Below are 18265 nucleotides of genomic sequence, written 5' to 3' on the forward strand. Positions count from 1 at the left end.
ACCAGTAGGGGAATTGCCCGCAGCAGTTAATAAAGAAGAACTGCGCTTTTACAATGTAGTAATAACCGGTCCGTCCTTAGTAAGAATAATTGTATGCTCGTATTGAGCCACATAGCTGTCATCAGTCAAAAGGGTCCATCCATCGTCAGACTGGAAAACCTCCTCTTCAGATGTAGAGATAAAGGGCTCAAGGGCAATGACGGTACCGTCCTTAAAAATTTCATCGTCCCAGCGGGAAAAGTAGCTGAAAATATGCTCCGGCGGCTCATGAATTGAGCGTCCAATACCGTGGCCGGTAAGATTTTTGATGACAGTCAATCCGTGCTTTTTAGCTACATTGTGTACTGCCTTTCCGAGAGTACTTTTTTTCGATCCTGGCTTTGCCTTCTCCAGGCCGGCATCAAAAGCTTCTTTCGCAGCGTCGCAAATTTTTTGTAAAGCTGGTTCAGCATTACCGACCACAAAGGAAACCCCGGTATCGGCGAAATAACCATTCTTCGAGCCTGAAACGTCGATATTGACGAGATCTCCTTCCTGAATGACCCGCTCGCCCGGAATTCCGTGCGCCACTTCTTCATTGATGCTGATGCACGTCTGACCAGGGAAATCGTACACTCCCTTTGGAGCAGATTGAGCTCCTGATTGTTCAAAAAGCTCTTCTGCAATATCGTCGAGTTCCTTTGTGGTAATACCCGGTTCAGCTGCCTGAACTAATTTATCGCGAATCGCTCCACATATTTCACCAATTTCCTGTAATCCCTGAAAATCTTCTTCCGTTTTTGCAATCATTGTGTATCCTCACTTTTTAAGCATTTTATGATGAACATTTCATATAGATTCTATCATAAAAAAATTTAAGGGGAAGCAGCCTGAACGATGAAAAAATCTTCATTATGATAGTGGTACCAAAATTTGAATAGCAGCCAGGCTGTTGCTCATTTAAAAATGACGAACCATTATGGTAATGTTGAACACAATTACCAGACATTAGAGTGATGAAAATGTTCATGCAAGTATTTGAAGGATAGTACAAAGGAGTTTCATTATATGAATAAGCAATTAATTATGGTTGGCCTTTCATCGTTATTAGCATTATCCGCCTGCGGTGCACCGGATGAAACCGGCAGCGGTTCAAGTGAAGAATCCGCAAGGGAAGCTCAGGGATCTTCAGATGATTCTTCCAGCAATAACGAAGAGGAGACACCGGCATCAAGTTCTCAAGAAACGTCTGAACGTTATGAACAGCTACACGAAACGATGACAATGTTTAGTCTTCCCGAAAAGGGCCGCATAAGTAATGAGGAAGCAGAATTAAGGTTTGGGGAAATTCTGCGGCCTGAAGACGATTATGAAGATGTAATTGTTTATGATAATTCGATGATTTTTTATAAAGATACAAAAGAAACATATACTTATTCCTGGATTAATTACGATACATTATCGCAGGAAGACAAGCCTGAGCCGTATGGTACGCAAGCATTAGGGGCATTAAAATATAGAGTGAATCATGAAATGGCGTTTTATCCTTCAATATTTGAAGAAAACGCAGGAAGACCGTTGAAAGGTTTAGATGAATATGAAGGAGAGAAAAAATCCCTTATCGAATCAGGAGCACTTGAAGAAAAAGCAGAAGAAGGAGATAACCTGACGGGCTACGAGGCTATTGAAGAAGGTTCACGTAATTCTTTAAGTGGACTTTATCAGCTTGAACCTTACGTTGAGCAATTCGACGCCGTACACGATTGGATGACGGAAACGATCTATTACTTTGAAGAAGCGAGATCGTATGACGAAGACGAATGGAAAGAAGCGTATAAGTATTACAAAAAAGGTGTCGATAATATCGACGAAATGGAAAAAGCAATAAACGAATAGCCTGTTATGTCCTTCCTTCTCGATTCGGAAGATACGCCGTATATTGATTACTTCGCTATTACAGTGGGGACCATATCAGATAACCATGTGGTCATTGTTTGGGCGGCTTCTTTTTCGTGAATAAATACTAGTAAGAAAGGACGTGATTGGTTGAATCGTCTACAATACGAAAAATCGCCCTATCTCCAGCAGCATAAAAACAACCCGGTGGACTGGTATCCATGGGGCACGGAGGCTTTTGAGAAAGCAGAGGAAGAAAATAAACCGTTAATGGTATCCATTGGCTACTCGACCTGTCACTGGTGCCATGTAATGGAACAGGAGAGCTTCGAAAACGCGGAAGTGGCAGCGGTCTTAAATGAAAAGTTTGTACCGGTAAAGGTAGACCGGGAGGAGCGCCCGGATGTGGATGCCATCTACATGTCAGCATGCCAGGCCATGAACGGGCACGGAGGCTGGCCGCTGAATGTTTTCATTACACCGGATCAGAAGCCTTTTTATGCAGCCACCTATATACCAAGAAATCAAATGGGCAGCATGCCCGGAATTATGGACGTCCTGAGCCAGCTTTCAGATATTTACCGGGACGACCCTGAGCGTGTGGCACAGGTGGGGAATGATATTTCCAAAGCGCTAAAGCCGCGGGCTGTGGAAACGAGGCAGCTGAACATTAACAATGTGCATACAGCGTTTCGCGCCTTTACGCAGCAGTTTGATTCCTCGAACGGCGGATTTGGGTCCGCCCCGAAATTTCCAAGCCCGCATATCGTTATGTATCTGCTGCATTATTATCATCAGTTTGAAAGCGAGGGGGCGCTGTACATGGCCATCTCCACACTTGATGCGATGGCGTCGGGAGGCATCAGAGACCATATTGGCGGCGGGTTTTCCCGTTACGCGACAGATGAAGCGTGGCTTGTGCCCCATTTTGAAAAAATGCTGTACGACAACGCGCTGCTTCTGATGGCTTATACGGAGGCCTACCAGCTGACAGGTCAGACGAGGTATAAGGAAGTGGTGGAGGAAATCATCAAATATGTCCATCGGGATCTCACCCATGAAGAAGGAGCGTTTTTCTGCGGAGAAGATGCTGACAGCGAAGGGGAAGAGGGCAAATTTTACGTCTGGACCCCGGAGGAGATTGAAAACGTGCTTGGAAAAGAGCGGGGCGAACAGTTTGCGATTGAGTACGGTATCGACCCGGCCGGAAACTTTGAAGGGAAAAGCATCCCCAACCGGATCAGCCGTCCGACTGCCGGCTGGAGTGACGCCGAACGTCAGGAGGCGCTGCAGGCCTTATACGAACACCGGGAAAAGCGTGTGCGTCCGTTCCGGGATGAAAAAATACTTACGTCCTGGAATGGCTGGATGATAGCCTCTATGGCTAAAGCTGGACGGGTTTTCCAGGAGGAAACATGGACAAGGTTCGCTGAACAGGCGTACCGTTTTATTGAAACCCGGCTTCAGGATCAAAACGGACGGTTCAAAGCCCGCTGGAAGGATGGCGACGTGCAGTACGATGCATACGTGGATGATTATGCCAATATGATATGGGCGAGTACAGAGCTTTACGCTTCGACGTGGAAGCCGGAATATATTGAGAAAGCGTCCGCCTGGGCAGAAACGATGATTGATTACTACTACGATCAGGAAAACGGTGGGTTCTTTCTGACCGCATCCGACGGGGAATCACTTCTTTTCCGGCCGAAGGAAGCTTTTGACGGAGCCGCGCCTTCCGGAAACAGTGTAGCTGCAGTACAGCTGATGAGACTGGCCCGTCTTGCCGGCAATATGGAATTTGAACGAACAGCCGAAAAAACATGGGAAGCTTTTTCGGCTTCGATCGAACAGGCGCCAACTGCCTTTGGACATCTCATGCAGGGGCTGGTGCTTTTTCACGGAGACAGAAAAGAAGTAGTTATACGACCTGCGCAGGATGACGAGGCGTTTCGGGTGAAAACATATATCCAGCGCGCGTTTCATCCGGAAGTGACAAGCGTGGTCGCCGAAGAAAATACTGATCTCAGCCGGGCGGCTCCGTTTGCAGAGGATTACCCCGTGCAGGAAGGAAAGACAACTATTTATGTCTGCAGGGACTTTTCCTGCCATGCGCCTGTACACAGTACAGAAAGCATGAAATATTTATTCGGTGTCAGGCAGGACGAACAATGACCATTATTACGGTGGAAGCAGAAAACAATGTGTGGATTCCGGATCTGTCCGAACGGCTTAAGCGTTATTTCCCCGAGGCAAAGCTGATCGGGCGTCTTGCAGAAATTCCTGAGGAGCCGTGGGAGTGGATCGAGGCCGAACGACAGCGGAACCGGGAGGCAAAGCAGTGGGAAGAAGAAGGCGTACCGGTCATCGTGGAAGGAGACGTGCTGGCGCCGTTTATGAAAGCCTGGATGCACTATTTCCGCAAGCCCTGGCCTGAGCTTTATGAGCTCGATGATTATTACCGCAAGCGTCTGCAGGACTTTCGGCTTCATCTGTCGCAGCGGTATGTTTTTATCCAGCAGGAGGAAAAGAAAAAGTGGCGCTGGCCGAAGCGGAAGTCTCCGCTCGAAGAAGAGAAGGAAGCCAAATACCGTTACTACAACGGAATGAAGTCGCATACACCGGAGCTGATCGATCTGGTGGCATATGACTGGCTCGGAACGTATCCTGAATACCTTGAACAGCACTGGCCGGCAGAACAACCCAAACGGGAGTGGCCGATGCATCTGTATGAGTTTATGATTTATTTTGCAGCGAATCAGCGGGCGTGACAAAAGTCGCTCCCGTTTTTTCTATCTTTGTTTAAAGCGTGATACAATAGCGTAAGTATGCAATGAAGGGTTCTGACAAGATGAGTGCCATTGGGGAATTTGTTTTAATCGCAGTAATTATTTTTACCGGAAGCTTTATTCAGGGCGTCAGCGGCTTTGGCTTCGGACTGTTCGTGATGAGCTTTGTGCCGTTTTTCTTTACGCTGCAGTTCAGCTCACTCCTCGTTATTTCTCTGTCGGTTATTACCGCACTGAGCATTATAGGTAAGGTGTATAAGCACATTCAGTGGGCGCAGCTCGGATATTTGCTGGCTGCTACTGCAGCAGGAAGGTTTGCAGCTTTTTTTATTCTACATAACTTTGGGGAAATGGACATTTTGAAAAAAGTACTCGGCCTTGTGCTTCTCGGCATGGTTGTGTATACCTTTGCCCAAAAGCCGGAGAAAAAGCTGCGGCTGGTGCCGAAAATGGTTCCACTGGCACTTGGTTTTTGCGGTGGGCTGGTAGGAGGCGTTTTTGGCGTTGGCGGTCCTTTTTTCGTCGTTTATTTTTTATTAACAACAGCTAACAAATATCATTACACAGCGAACCTGCAGATTACATTTCTAATCGGAAGTCTTTTAACGGTCTTTGCTCACGCGGGTGCCGGCGACTTTTCGAGGGAGCTGCTGCTTTATATTCCTATAGGAATCGTATGCGTGCTGCTTGGCACAAGAATTGGCATCCGATATTTCGAAAAGCTTCCGCAAAAGCACATTCGTACGCTCACGGCCGTCATTATTGGAATAGCAGGCCTCAATATGCTGTTTTTTGCTTAAAACTAAAATGGAAAGGAGGACTCCCTGATGCCGAGGCAGCGAACCATTGACCGCAGAACGCTTTTTCAGGAAACGGAAAGGCTAATCATGGATGAAGGCTACCACTCGTTTCATTTCAAAGCCCTGTCGGAGCGTCTTGGGGTGGCAAGAAGCACCATTTACAACTATTATGCTAAAAAAGAAGAATTGGTGACGGCCTATATGCTCGACAAGCTGGAGCAGGTATTTTCCCAGCTCGATGAAGCCGACCGGCAGACGGACTTTTCAATGCGGATGAAGGCCTATATCCGGGTGTGGGTGCAGCAGGCATCAGTTCATCAGGCATTTGACATTTTTCCGGTGATGGACCATCATGCTTCGGCCCAGGTGGAAATAAACGTAGAGCAGCTCCAGCAGTACCTGGGTCAACTTGGGAGCCGGGCTTATACACTGATCGAAGCCGGGAAAAGGGAGGGAGCCATCCGCGGGGACCTTCCGACGCATGGCATCACACGGATGCTGATGGTGGCAGTGCAGGCCCCGGACCCGTCCCTCAGTGAGGAGGAATGGGTGGAGACGATATATAATATTTTCTTAAACGGCATTAAGCGGCCGTAAATAATTTTTAAATTTAAATGACACTAGTGTCATTTTCGTTCAAAACAAAGTATACTGGGGGTGATGATACTGGGGGGAGAAATGTGAAAAAAATAATTGCAAAACCAAAGCTGATTTTATTATTTATTGTGATGCTCATCATTGTCGGCACCCTGTCTTTTTTTCAGCTGCCGCAAAAGGAAATTCCATCAACAAATCCACCGGTGGGCCAGGTAACAACGGTTTACCCCGGAGCCTCAGCAGAAGAAGTGGAAACGACGGTTACGAACCAGCTTGAAGAAGAGCTTGATAATGAATTGTCCACAGCGTCGATTTCTTCAGTATCTTCACCCGGGCTGTCGTCAATTACTGTAGAGCTTGATGAGAGCACGGAAAATCCGGAGCAGGTGTGGAACAGTCTCGAGCAGAAGCTGTCGCAGGTGAGCACCTCGTTTCCGGATGACGCAGAAGAGCCGTCCATCAACAGTGAGCTGAGTCAGCAGGGGCTCGCTATTTACCAGCTGACAGTAGATGAGGAGGCAGTTTCGGAGGCGGTACAGCTGATTGAGAACTGGGAGCAGCGGTTCACCGGAATACCTGATATCGACAGCCTGGAAATCACTGGAGATGTAGAACGTGAACTGCAGATTCGTCTCGACAGTGAGGCGCTGGAGGAAGAAGGACTGCAGTCCGGCCAGGTGATCGGGGCGCTCTCTTCTGCCTCGGAAGTCATTCCACCCGGGGAGTGGCAGCAGGACGGGGAATTGTATCAGGTAGAGCTTGAAGCACTTGAAAACGTAGAGGACTGGGAAAACATTGAAATAAGTCCAGGCCAGCAGAGTGATGGGGAAAATGCCTTGCTTGGCGATGTTGCAGAAGTGGAAAACACATACGCTCCGACCGAGGAGCAGGTGAAGTATAATCAGCAGTCGGCCCTGTCGGTAACATTCTTTCTCGCGGAAAACGCGAGCGTGCCGCAGGCCCAAAGCAGTTTAGATGACGTAATAGCGGATTTTGAACAGCAGCTGCCTGAAGGAATGGAGCTCACCCAGCTCTATACGCAGGGCGACGTCGTGGAGGATTTGTTTTCAAGCCTTGCCATCTCATTTGTGGTGGCATTTGTGTCGGTATTGATTGTCTGCTCTATCGGTCTGCGAATCCGTACCGCGCTGTCGGTAGCCATATCGATCCCGGCGGCACTTGCGATCGGAATGATCCCTCTTCCATTTACCGATGTTGGCCTGAATCAAATTTCTTTAATTGCTTTTATTATTTCACTCGGGATTCTTGTGGATGATGCGATTGTCGTGAATGATAATATTGACCGCCGGCTCCGGATGGGAGACAGTCCGATTGACGCAGCCAGTAACGGGGTGCGGGAAGTACTTGTCTCGGTTATCGTGTCGACGCTCGCTGTTGTCTTCACCTTTTTTCCGCTTTTATTCCTTCCAGGCGCGGCGGGTTCATTTATCCGTCCGCTCCCTGTGGTGCTGATTACGGTATTGATTTCGTCCACGCTGCTTGCGATCTTTTTTATCCCTATTTACCGGGGTATTGTAGAGAAGAGAAGAAAAAAGAAGGACAAGCGGACATCGCCGGGATTTCTGGGTGCATTTCTTGACCGCTCAGCGAGGTGGTACAGCAAACGTGTGCTGACACGTGTCGTGAAGCGGCCGGTTATTGTTTCGCTTGCCGGACTGATACTGGGAACCTCGGCATTTGCGCTTGTTCCTTACACGCCGCTCGAGTTTTTCCCGGATACGGAGCGGGAGGAAGTATTTATCGAAGCCTCTGTACCAGAAAACACCCCGCTTGAAGAAACGGAGGCCGAGGCGGAGGAAGTGAGCAGCTGGCTGCAGGAACAGGAAGGAGTAACGTCGGTATCTTCATATGCAGGGACGGAAATCCCTACCGTATTTTCGGGGGGATCGGGAAGCGGTGCCGCCGGACCAAATGATATGAATTTTCTCGTATACGTAAACCCTGAAGAAATTCCGGCAAGGGAAGGAAGCGAAATATGGCCGGGAGAGATTCGAAACACCTTTGAAAACGTTGAAGCCCAGGGGTCGATTGTTGAATCGGGTCCTCCGGTGGGAGCCCCAATTGCCGTTGAGCTCTCTGGTGAAGAAACGGATGAACTGTTTTCTGCAGCGGCGGAGGTGGAAGCGCTGTTTGCAGAAACAGATGGTGTTGACTTAGCGGTTTCAAACGCCAATCAGAACGTAAACCAGTGGCGGTTCGAACAGGACAGGGAAGCCCTGGAAGGTACAGGTGTAACCAACGAAACCATAAGTACAGAGCTCCGCCTGCTTGGGGAAGGAGTGCCGTTTGGCCAGTGGAACACAGACAATGAAGTCATACCGGTCCAGATAATGTACGATAATGGGGATCAGGTAACAAACAGCGACCTGGATCAAATCGTTATGGCCAGAGACGAAGGCGGAGAAGCAGTTACTTTAAATGACCTGGGACGTGGTGTAGAGGAAACGACGACTTCTGCTATCCCGCACGAAAATACGGAACGGACCATTACGGTCCGTGCTTATCCTGGAGATGCTTCCGAGGACGAGATTTTAGCGGCAGCCGGGGATTCTCTCGACTCAATTGAAAATGAGTACGGCGGCGTCAGTGTCCAGGTAGGTGGAGAAACGTCCGAACGAAACGATGTATTTATTGATATTGGACAGATCTTCATAGTTGTGGTGTTCCTGCTGCTCATATTGTTTGCGTTGCAGTTCTATTCGCTGCGTATTCCGTTTATAGTTTTGAGTGCAGTGTATGTAGCAATTGCGGGGGTGATTCTCGGTTTGTTCCTGACACAGACAGGACTCGGATTCATGTCGATGATGGGGGCAGTCAGTCTTGCCGGTATCGTCGTACGGAATGCGGTCGTTATGATAGAATTTATGGAACAGCGCATACGAAGCGGTGAGTCCGTGCGGACAGCCGTTGTGGCAGCCGGAGAAGAGCGTTTTCGGCCGATTCTGTTGACGAGCCTCACGTCTATCGCCGGTCTTCTGCCGATCGCTCTGGGGGATAATCCATTGTTTCAGCCACTCGGAACAGCAATTGTGACGGGTCTTGTCTTTTCGACAGTGCTGACGCTTTTATTGGTGCCGGCCCTCTATACCTGGAAAACGGAAAGCGACCACAAACGACGTGAGCGAAAATCAAGGAAATAAGGTGAATGGCATTGAAACAGCTCGCGATAATTCCCTGCGGGGCGAAAAAAGCCTGGGACACGGAGCCGGATCTTGGGCCTCTGCCTGTAAAGCACGTATACCAGAGTACGTTCCATCAGCTGTGCCGGGCTTACGCAGAGGCATTCGCTGATCAGTGGGCCGTGCTCTCAGGCAAGCACGGTTTTATGTACCCGCAGGAGCTTATTAACACAAATTACGATGTTACATTTGGAAAAAGACAGCAGGAGGAAATCTCCCGGGCTTTCTGCATACAGCAGTGGCAGGAAAAGCAGATGAATGAATACGACCGGTATGTAGTGCTGCTCGGCAAAAAATACGATCCGGTCATCACGAGGATACTGCCCATGGAGAGAACCGTTTTTCCGCTTCGGGAATACCGCGGGATGGGATACATGCAGCAGGCGTTAAAGCAGGCGGTAGCAAGTCATCGTCCGCTTCCCCTTCACGCCCGGGAAAAAAAGTCATGATGGAAACGATCCTGTTTTTTCTGACAGCAGCTGTCGTGTTAACGGCTCTTACGTACACACCAGTGCTTGGCACCTATTTATCGCTGTTTCAGACAATGGTGCACGAAAACGGACATGCCTTCATGGCGCTTGCCACCGGTGGGAAAGTGCGCTCGATCTCTTTATTTTATACGAGAGAGGGACTTGCTGAAACCGGTCATAAAGGGAGGCTTGGCCAGGCGCTTACAACGTTCGCCGGCTATCCGTTTGCAAGCGGGATGGCTCTTCTTTACAGCTGGGTATTCACCTCCGGCTGGTACAGCGGACTCATGATAGCCCTTGTAGGACTGCTCATCTGGAATACGCTTCTTTGGGTGCGTAATCCTGCCGGGATCGTCTGGGGACTGGCAGCTTCGGGTGGGGGTCTGTACCTGCTCATTGAAAATATGGTAATGCTTATGATGTGGATTATGTTCATGCTCGGCGTACTTCTGGTCATCCAGTCAGTCCGGTCGGCCTGGATCATTCTGCAGCGGAGTCTGCAGATGCCGGGGGACGCCGGAGATGCTACGGGGATGCACCGGGTGAGCCGCGTCCCTGCGCAGGTATGGGGCGTACTCTTTTTTACACTGGCGCTTGCAGCTGCCTGGTTTTCGGCAGGTTTTTGGCTGCAGTGGGACAGTTCCGTATTGATTCAGGGGGAAGGCGCTTAGTCGTTTCCCTTTTTTTATATGCAAAAACGGGTGGCGTCTACAGCCCGAAGCTGTTTTTATAATAACTAATACTTTCAAACCGGAAGCATACTTTGAAGTCAAAATGGGAAAAGTCGAAGAGAGTAAAAGAGTCTTTTTAGAAATGAGGGAAAGCGAGTGACAGAGACTATCAATCCCAGTCAAAAAGTATTAGCTTCAGTTGATAATCTGTGGGAAGAGGAAATAGAGTTTTTACAGACGATCGCACGATTTCCGAGTACGATCGAATATGAAGGATCCCTTCAATTATACTTAAAGAATTTTTTTCAGAACGAGCTGCAGATGGACGTAGAAACAGTGGATGTCGATGAAAAAGAAATCAGCTCTCTTCCGGGGTACTCCCCAAGCGAGTGGTCCTACGCAGGCCGGCCGGTAGTAGTGGCGAAAGCACCGCGCAGTTCCCGTAAGTCCGAAGGCAGCAGTTTGCTTTTCCAGGGCCATGTGGACGTTGTAAGTCCGGAGCCAAAGCACAAATGGAGCGTGGATCCATGGGGAGCGCAGCGTATTGGAGACCGCCTTTACGGACGCGGGGTGCTCGACATGAAAAGCGGTGTGGCGGCAATGATTTATGCCTATAAAGCCATACGGGATGCAGGCTACGAACCAGCAGCTGATTTTTCCATCAAAACGGTTATCGAGGAAGAAGCAACAGGCAATGGGACGCTCGCTGCAGCGAACGCCGGACATCTGGCAGATGCCGTTCTCATTCCGGAACCGTTCGGGCAGTGCCCATCCACCGCCCAGCTTGGAAGCCTCTGGCTCCGTATTCATATCGATACGAGCAGCAATCTGCAGTCGGATAAAAGCGGCGTCGGAGCGAATGCCATCGAAAAAGCACAAAGCGTGATTGAGGCTCTGCAGAGCTACCGGGAATACGTCAACCGGGATGAACAAAAGCCGCCGGAATTTGCCCATATGAAAGAGCCGATCGACGTGGAGGTAGGAACGATGCACAGCGGGGACTTTGCCTCCAATATTCCTGTAGAAGCGACACTTGAGGTTCGTTCTGCGGTTTACCCGGGGAAGGACCCGGCCGAAGGCAAACAGGATCTAATCGATTGGATTCTTGATAAAACAAAAGATGATGAGTGGCTTCGCGAGAATCCTCCGTCTTTTGAATCCTTTGGTTTTCATGCGGAGGGTATGGTGATGCCTGAGGATGACCCTCTGTTTGCCAAACTCGATGAAGCCCATGAGCTGGTGACCGGAAAACAATGCGGCAGACAGGCGATTCCGGTAACGACAGATGCCCGGTATTACGGCCTTTATTATGATACGGCTGTTACATGCTACGGCCCATCAGGCGCAAAAATGCACGAACCGGATGAATGGGTGGACCTGGAAAGTGTAAAAAACGTAACGAAAGTGTACGCAGACTTTTTAATCCGCTGGTGCGGCATTTATAAAAAGGAAGGGGAAGGCTGATGAGCTATTCGCGTGCCCTTATTGTGATTGACTACACGATGGATTTTGTAGCGGAAGAAGGTGCACTTACCTGCGGGGAGCCGGGTCAGAAAATCGAAAACGCTATTTATCAATTAATTGAAACCTATCAGGCCGCGGATGATTTTGTCGTATTTGCCCTCGACCGTCACGAAGAAGGGGAGGAGTATCATCCGGAAACGAAGCTGTTTCCTCCCCATAATATAGCTGGAACGAAGGGAAGGGATCTGTATCGAAGCATTCAGAGTCTGTATGAATCTATACGACATCAGCCGAATGTTTGGCAGGTGGACAAAACAAGGTATAGTGCATTTGCAGGAACAAGCCTGGAACTGAAATTGAGAGAACGCGGCATTACCGAGCTTCACCTTGCCGGCGTCTGTACCGATATCTGTATTCTTCATACAGCAGTAGATGCCTATAATAAAGGCTTCGATATCGTCATCCATCAGGATGCTGTAGCAAGCTTTGACGAGGAAGGACATGAGTTTGCGCTAAAACACGCACAAAATATTTTAGGGGCGTCAGTCCAATAGAAAGGAAGAACAGCATGACCGGACAAAATAACCAGGGGCCGCTCGGTGTTGTGCATCAACAGATCGCTGAAGCCTCCCAGCTTATTCAATTGCCAAATACTGTAGAAACAATACTGAAATACCCGAAAAGAAAAGTGGAGGTCCAGTTCCCGGTGGAAATGGACGACGGCCACACCCAGATGTTTACCGGCTACCGGACGCAGCATAATGATGTGCTTGGTCCGGTGAAAGGCGGGCTCCGCTTTCACCCACAAACGGATGAAGAGGAAACGGAGGCGCTGGCCGCATGGATGACGTTTAAGTGCGCGCTTGTTCAGATTCCGCATGGCGGAGCAAAGGGAGGTGTCGTCTGTGATCCTTCCATGCTGAGTGACCGTGAGCTTCGCCAGGTCAGCAGAGGATACACAGAGGCCCTGTTTGACCTTCTGGGTCCCAATAAAGATGTGCCCGCCCCGGATGTGTATACGGATCCAAAGGTCATGAGCGTCATGATGGATACCTACTCCCGGATGGCAGGCGGTCACGAGCCCGGCGTTATCACCGGCAAGCCACCTCTTGTCGGCGGTTCAAAAGCAAGAGAATCAGCCACGGCCCGCGGCGCTGTATATATTATCGAAAAAATGCTTGAGCAGGAGAACAAACGTCCCGAAGACATACGCGTGGCCGTACAGGGTTTTGGCAACGCCGGACAGATCGCCGCGAGACTGCTGTACGATTTAGGATGTAAAATTGTGAGCGTCAGCGACTCCAAAGCCGCCCTGTATGATGAGGAGGGGCTTGATATTCCGAGAGCCCAGCAGGCAAAAGCAGGAAACAGCGGCCTGCAGGAATACGGAGAAAACTATCTGCTCGAAAATAACATGGACATTCTTTATACTGACGCTGATATTTTGATACCTGCTGCCATGGAAGGCGTTATTACAAAAGATAATGCAGACCGGATAAAAGCCCCGAAGATTATGGAGCTTGCAAACGGACCGACAACACCGGAAGCAGATCATATTTTAAAGGACCAGGGCCAGGCAGTATATCCGGATATTTTAGTGAATGCCGGTGGTGTTATCGTGTCGTATCTGGAATCCGTTCAGAACCATATGAACTACTATTGGTCTGAAGATGTAATTAATGAACGGATGAAGGAATTTATACTCGAAGCATACGAACAAACGGAAAAATCAGCCTACGAACACAAGACCACCAACAGAAACGGTGCAATGATTTTCGCGATGGACCGGCTGCAGGAAGCAATGGAGTACCGTGGCTGGATCTAAAAAATTAACAAATTCTGCATGAATCTATAGTCACAGGGGAGTCAACAAGATAAAATGCTAGTGTGAGCTTTTCCGGAAACGGGAAGAAAAACTGCTAAGAGTTCTAGGAGGGATTAGATGGATTGGTCAAAAGAATTTGATTTTCATAAAAACGATACGGAAGACAGTACAGCAGAAAAAATGAAACGAATCAGCAAATGTATTGATAAGCTCTGGGGAGATTTCGACGAAGTCTTAACGGAAATTGTGGAGCAGGGCGGGCTGGAAAAAGAAGACTACAGAAAACGGTTCAGGGATGAAACATTTACGATTGAACTTCTGGAGTCCGAGTTAAAAGGCTCTGTCAGCGGCCACTTTGATCGTAACATCGATGTCATGGTTGATTTGACACTGGATGAACCGAAAAAGAAATCGCTCAGCCAGGTCTTCCTTCCAAACGACAAACTGTATCTGATCGACACGCGCAGCAACCAATGGGTAATCGCCGAAGCCGGCAAAAAACCAAAAGACTGCACAAAGCTTGAGAAAAAGCATATCGAGCAGATATTCGCTCACATGCTTCGTGAATATAGAGTAACGAAATAACAAAACAGAAGAAAGCATCCAACTTGTCGGTTGGGTGCTTTCTTTCATCAGGTGCTTTTGAAAGGAAATCTTGACAATGAGCGCATTTCCACGTATTCTTACATTTGTCTTTGTTCACCGGAGCAAAGGTCATAGTTATACACATAAGCCCTAGTAGCTCAGGGGAAGAGCAACAGCCTCCTAAGCTGTAGGTCGCAGGTTCGAATCCTGCCTAGGGCGCCATAATATATAAGTTACCCCCGGGCCCTGGGCCCGGGGGTTTGTTGTTCAATCCGGTCCGGTCTAAAAGTTGCCTTAGAGAAAATATGTGTCTATAAGCGAAAAAGGTTTGAAATGACCGAACGCATACATTAAAATTAAATTAAAGATTCTGACAAAAAGCGGGAAGGGAGCTAAAATGATTATTATTGTTTTATCCCTGATGTTGTTTGCCGTGCTTACGTATCTGTTTTATGGCCTGTGGATTACGAGTGCAGATGCAAAAGAAAGCAGGCAGCTTTGTTCCCTGCTGTACGGAAGCTCGCTGCTTGCGCTTGTACTATTAAATACATCCATGCTTTTGTAAAACTCCGCCCTGGCGGAGTTTTTTTGTATTTCGCAGGGTTAAGCCCATAAATAAACGAAAAATGATTAAAGCCTGTATCATCTTTGAAGTGTATAATATAGGGTAATAACTAGAAGCTTATATAAATTAAGAAATCTGCGGCAGGGGGGCTGCAGCCATAGCATTATTTATCATATGAAACGCAATTGGAGTGGGGGACATGGGAAAATTTTATACAATTATCACAGTGATTGGTCTGGGGGTTGCTGGTCTGTTCGGATACCATTGGTATGATACAGAATCGAGCATTCAGACGATTCAGATGCACGAAGAGGTTACCAGCTTATCAAAAGAAACAAACGTATCTTCGGGCTTATCTTCCTTTTCACTAAACGGCAGCGGGGAAGTGCGTTATTTTGGTATCAGTGAAAGATATATTCTGTCTCAAAAAACGCAGAAGAATAATTAAATCTGCCCTAGCTGCAGCTGTCTGTTCTGCTTTATCTGGTGAAAATCAAAAAAGCTGTTTGAAGGCCGTTCAGTTTTTATAGAAAAACGTTAATGGTTGATTTTCAAAGCCCATAATGTGAATATATAACTAAGAGAAGCTTAGACTGCAGATGGGGTTTATAAAAACAGCAGAAGAAGCAAAAAAGAACGATGATAACCGACAGTAGGGCATCTACCTGACCTGCACTCATAGAGCAGGTTTTGTACGGTTATGTGCAGGGAGGAAAGATATTTTGACTTCAATTATAGCCCACCGGGGGGCTTCAGACCGCCGTCCGGAAAACACCATGTCGGCTTTCCGCCAGGCTGTCACAGACGGAGCAGACGCAATTGAAACAGATGTGCAGCTGTCAAAAGACGGGGTACCGGTGCTGATTCATGATACGCTGTTGAAACGTACAACCGGTGCTTCCGGAAGTGTTCACGAATATACATACAAGGAACTGCAGGATTTAAGCGCGGGGGCGTGGATGCATAAAAGGTACCGCAAGGAAAAAATCGTCAGTCTGGAGCAGCTTCTGCAGGAAACAGGCATGGAGGAAATGAAGCTTGTGCTTGAATTAAAAAATTCCAACATTGCTCATAAAGGTCTTGAAGAAGCTGTGATTAACCTGCTGAACGACTATGAAAAAATAGAATCGGCTACAGTGTCAAGCTTCAATCACCGATCGATGGCCTACGTTCGGGAGCTGTCGGAAGAGATCAATATCGCTATTCTTTACGCGGTGCACCTGTACCGCCCGTGTGAATACGCGAAAATCGTCGGAGCTACAGAGCTTCACCCTCATTACCGCACGATCGATAAATCCTGGATTGACGACGCTATTAATTCGGAACTCGAGGTTATTCCTTATACTATTGATAAAAAAAGTGGATGGAAAAAAGCAATAGATGCCGGCGTCACGGGGATTATTACAAATAAACCAAAGGCTCTTCAGCAGTATTTGTATCCCCCTAAGCAGGCAGCGCCGGAGGAACCGAAGCCTTCGGAACAAACGGAACCGTCAAAACTATCCGAACCATCGAATCAAAAAGAAGCTTACACAGATTAAAGCTTCTTTTTTTATGAGTGAATATAATTTCATTTACCGAAATTATTTTATTGCTTATTAACGAAAAAAGCCGCCTTTTTTACAAAGCGGCTTCCTGTCATTATTTGCTGTTAATAAACCCAGGGTGCTACAGCAGACCTACTTTTTCCAGGCCGCGCGCAATGCCGTCATTTCCCACGTCAGCGGTAATATGGCGGGCATAGCTTTTAACTTCATCCGGGGCGTTTCCCATGGCAACGCTGTTTGGTACGTACTGAAGCATTTCCACATCGTTGTAATTATCTCCAAAGGCATAGCAGTCCTCAAGCGCAATACCGGCTTCAGCGATTAGGTTTTTGATTCCGTTTGCTTTAGACCCTCCAGGAGGAATGACGTCGAGTGAATAAGGGTGCCAGCGCACAAACCGCAGATCCTGCATCTGGTCTACATAACGGTTTTCCTCGTCTTTCCGGGCAAACAGCAGGGCCTGATAAATATTGTTCTGTTCTGCAAACGAAGCGTCAAATTCGGGATGCTCTACGCCAAGTGTTGTAATGCTGTCATGAATATCATGATGAAATTCAATATTAGCTTTCATGGCACTGCTGCCCATAAATACAATCGGATGCTCTTTTTCAGCAGCGAAGGACTGCAAAGACTGAAGTTTTGCGGTGGGAATCGTGTTTTGATAAATAGCATTTCCATTATATTTCACAAATTGACCGTTAAATGAAATAAACGTGTGGATATCGAGTTCTTCCCGGAGGTCGTCGAACAAATAAGGGGCTCTTCCGGTGGATATCGCGATTTCATGGCCTTTGCTCCGGAGCATTTGAATAGCATCTCTGGTGGAAGCCGGCAACTGTTTATTTTCATCGTACAGCGTTCCATCGATATCGAAAAAAATCATTTTTTTACTCATGTATGGGCTCTCCTTTTCTACACTTTTGCCCGTTTAGTATACTACAATCACTCACGTTCTACCAATACAGAGCCAAAAGAGGTTAATAGTAATCATGAAGCAGGGGAGCGGGACGCTTTCTCTGCCTCTGTCGGTAGATAAGAGCATTAATTTCTCCGCCGGTGACTAGAATCAGTCCCACCAGAAACAGCCACAGCATTAGCACGATGACTCCGCCAAGACTGCCATACGTGGAGGCATAGTTGGCAAAGTTGTTGACATAAAAGGAAAACCCCAGCGAAATTACCTGCCAGAGCAGCGTTGCTGTCATTGCCCCCGGCAAAACAGACCAAAAGGGCATATTATTGTTCGGTGCAAGATGATAGAGCATGGCGAGAATGACGGAAGTAATCGAAATAGTAATAAGCCAGCGCAGGAGCTGAACAAGAAAAACAGTATCCTCCGGAACATAAATAAATGATTGCACTGCCGATAAAATTAAATTGCCGAACACGGGCAGAAAGAGTGCAATAATAACGGAGAGCATTAATCCAAAGGTTAAACCGACAGACAGCAGCCGCACCTTGAAAAAGGAACGCGTTTCGATAACATCATAAGCCCCGTTCACCGCCTTAATAAAAGCATTCAGGCCGTTGGAGGCTGTCCATATCGTGCCAATGATCCCGATGGTAAGCAGCCCGTTGCTCGAGCTGTTTATCGTATCTTCAATCGTGTCCTGAAACAGAGAGGCAGCCTCTGCAGGAACGAACTGGTACAAAAGTGATACAGCCCGGTCGGCATCGATATTAAAGTAGGGAAGAAGTGATAGAAACAAAATAAGCAGTGGGAAAATGGATAAAAGGTAATAAAACGCCTGCTGAGCAGCCAGGCCGGCAGCATTGTCCTTCATTAATTCTGAAAATAAATTTTGAATAAAAGCAGTTATGCTTTTGATACTATCACTCCTTCGGACGGTTCTTCGGTCATTATACAAAAGACTGAAAGC

The 18265-nt window shown here is 47.8% G+C and carries 18 protein-coding genes and 1 tRNA gene; 16 read left to right on the top strand and 3 right to left on the bottom strand.

The features are described 5' to 3' along the window. Nucleotides 1–48 precede the first annotated feature (48 nt). The gene (gene map, locus ACTRXH_RS01010) at nt 49–789 is read right to left on the bottom strand and encodes a type I methionyl aminopeptidase (protein WP_474279534.1); all 741 of its coding nucleotides are present in this window, start codon (nt 787–789) and stop codon (nt 49–51) included. A gap of 258 nt (nt 790–1047) precedes the next feature. Here map and ACTRXH_RS01015 point away from each other — a divergent pair, with 258 nt between their 5' ends. The 16 genes from ACTRXH_RS01015 (at nt 1048) to ACTRXH_RS01090 (ending at nt 16379) form a co-directional block, all read left to right on the top strand. Continuing rightward, entirely contained in the window at nt 1048–1875 is an 828-nt protein-coding gene (locus ACTRXH_RS01015; protein WP_474280113.1) for a hypothetical protein, read from the top strand. 150 nt (nt 1876–2025) lie between these two features. Beyond that, the gene (locus ACTRXH_RS01020) at nt 2026–4047 is read left to right on the top strand and encodes a thioredoxin domain-containing protein (protein ID WP_474280115.1); all 2022 of its coding nucleotides are present in this window, start codon (nt 2026–2028) and stop codon (nt 4045–4047) included. After that, a complete protein-coding gene (locus ACTRXH_RS01025) occupies nt 4044–4643 on the top strand; it encodes a hypothetical protein (RefSeq protein WP_474280118.1) in 600 nt (199 codons plus the stop codon). The genes ACTRXH_RS01020 and ACTRXH_RS01025 overlap by 4 nt, the downstream gene beginning before the upstream one ends. A gap of 80 nt (nt 4644–4723) precedes the next feature. After that, nucleotides 4724–5461, top strand: a complete 738-nt coding sequence (locus tag ACTRXH_RS01030; RefSeq protein WP_474280120.1) for a TSUP family transporter — start codon at nt 4724–4726, stop codon at nt 5459–5461. 27 nt (nt 5462–5488) lie between these two features. Continuing rightward, nucleotides 5489–6058, top strand: coding sequence for a TetR/AcrR family transcriptional regulator (locus tag ACTRXH_RS01035; RefSeq protein WP_474279525.1), 570 nt, complete (start codon nt 5489–5491; stop codon nt 6056–6058). An 83-nt stretch (nt 6059–6141) separates the two neighbouring features. Next, nucleotides 6142–9219: an efflux RND transporter permease subunit gene (locus ACTRXH_RS01040; RefSeq protein WP_474280122.1), complete on the top strand. Its 3078-nt coding sequence runs from the start codon at nt 6142–6144 to the stop codon at nt 9217–9219. A gap of 5 nt (nt 9220–9224) precedes the next feature. After that, a complete protein-coding gene (locus ACTRXH_RS01045) occupies nt 9225–9707 on the top strand; it encodes a DUF6884 domain-containing protein (RefSeq protein WP_474279521.1) in 483 nt (160 codons plus the stop codon). Then, on the top strand, nt 9704–10399 hold the full coding sequence (locus ACTRXH_RS01050) for a M50 family metallopeptidase (RefSeq protein WP_474262693.1): 696 nt from the start codon (nt 9704–9706) through the stop codon (nt 10397–10399). The genes ACTRXH_RS01045 and ACTRXH_RS01050 overlap by 4 nt, the downstream gene beginning before the upstream one ends. Before the next feature lie 156 nt (nt 10400–10555). Further along, the gene (locus ACTRXH_RS01055) at nt 10556–11863 is read left to right on the top strand and encodes an ArgE/DapE family deacylase (RefSeq protein ID WP_474279519.1); all 1308 of its coding nucleotides are present in this window, start codon (nt 10556–10558) and stop codon (nt 11861–11863) included. Further along, nucleotides 11863–12417, top strand: a complete 555-nt coding sequence (locus tag ACTRXH_RS01060) for a cysteine hydrolase family protein (protein WP_474279517.1) — start codon at nt 11863–11865, stop codon at nt 12415–12417. The genes ACTRXH_RS01055 and ACTRXH_RS01060 overlap by 1 nt, the downstream gene beginning before the upstream one ends. 14 nt (nt 12418–12431) lie before the next feature. Continuing rightward, entirely contained in the window at nt 12432–13688 is a 1257-nt protein-coding gene (locus tag ACTRXH_RS01065) for a Glu/Leu/Phe/Val family dehydrogenase (RefSeq protein ID WP_474280124.1), read from the top strand. Between the two features lie 117 nt (nt 13689–13805). Further along, nucleotides 13806–14273, top strand: coding sequence for a hypothetical protein (locus ACTRXH_RS01070; RefSeq protein WP_462866859.1), 468 nt, complete (start codon nt 13806–13808; stop codon nt 14271–14273). Nucleotides 14274–14420: 147 nt separating this feature from the next. After that, nucleotides 14421–14495 (top strand) — tRNA-Arg (locus ACTRXH_RS01075). A gap of 175 nt (nt 14496–14670) precedes the next feature. Continuing rightward, complete coding sequence (locus ACTRXH_RS01080) at nt 14671–14838, top strand: hypothetical protein (RefSeq protein WP_474280126.1); 168 nt, start codon at nt 14671–14673, stop codon at nt 14836–14838. A gap of 199 nt (nt 14839–15037) precedes the next feature. Beyond that, nucleotides 15038–15286 (top strand): hypothetical protein, encoded by a 249-nt coding sequence (locus ACTRXH_RS01085; RefSeq protein WP_474280128.1) that lies wholly within the window; start codon nt 15038–15040, stop codon nt 15284–15286. Between the two features lie 274 nt (nt 15287–15560). Then, entirely contained in the window at nt 15561–16379 is an 819-nt protein-coding gene (locus ACTRXH_RS01090) for a glycerophosphodiester phosphodiesterase (RefSeq protein ID WP_474280130.1), read from the top strand. A 127-nt stretch (nt 16380–16506) separates the two neighbouring features. Here the strand turns inward: ACTRXH_RS01090 and ACTRXH_RS01095 are convergent, their stop codons facing one another. Next, a complete protein-coding gene (locus tag ACTRXH_RS01095; RefSeq protein ID WP_474280132.1) occupies nt 16507–17280 on the bottom strand; it encodes a Cof-type HAD-IIB family hydrolase in 774 nt (257 codons plus the stop codon). An 82-nt stretch (nt 17281–17362) separates the two neighbouring features. Next, a complete protein-coding gene (locus tag ACTRXH_RS01100) occupies nt 17363–18253 on the bottom strand; it encodes a YihY/virulence factor BrkB family protein (RefSeq protein ID WP_474280734.1) in 891 nt (296 codons plus the stop codon). Nucleotides 18254–18265: the final 12 nt, after the last annotated feature.

This window comes from Marinococcus sp. LNHM5E3-2.1 (genome assembly GCF_056034365.1).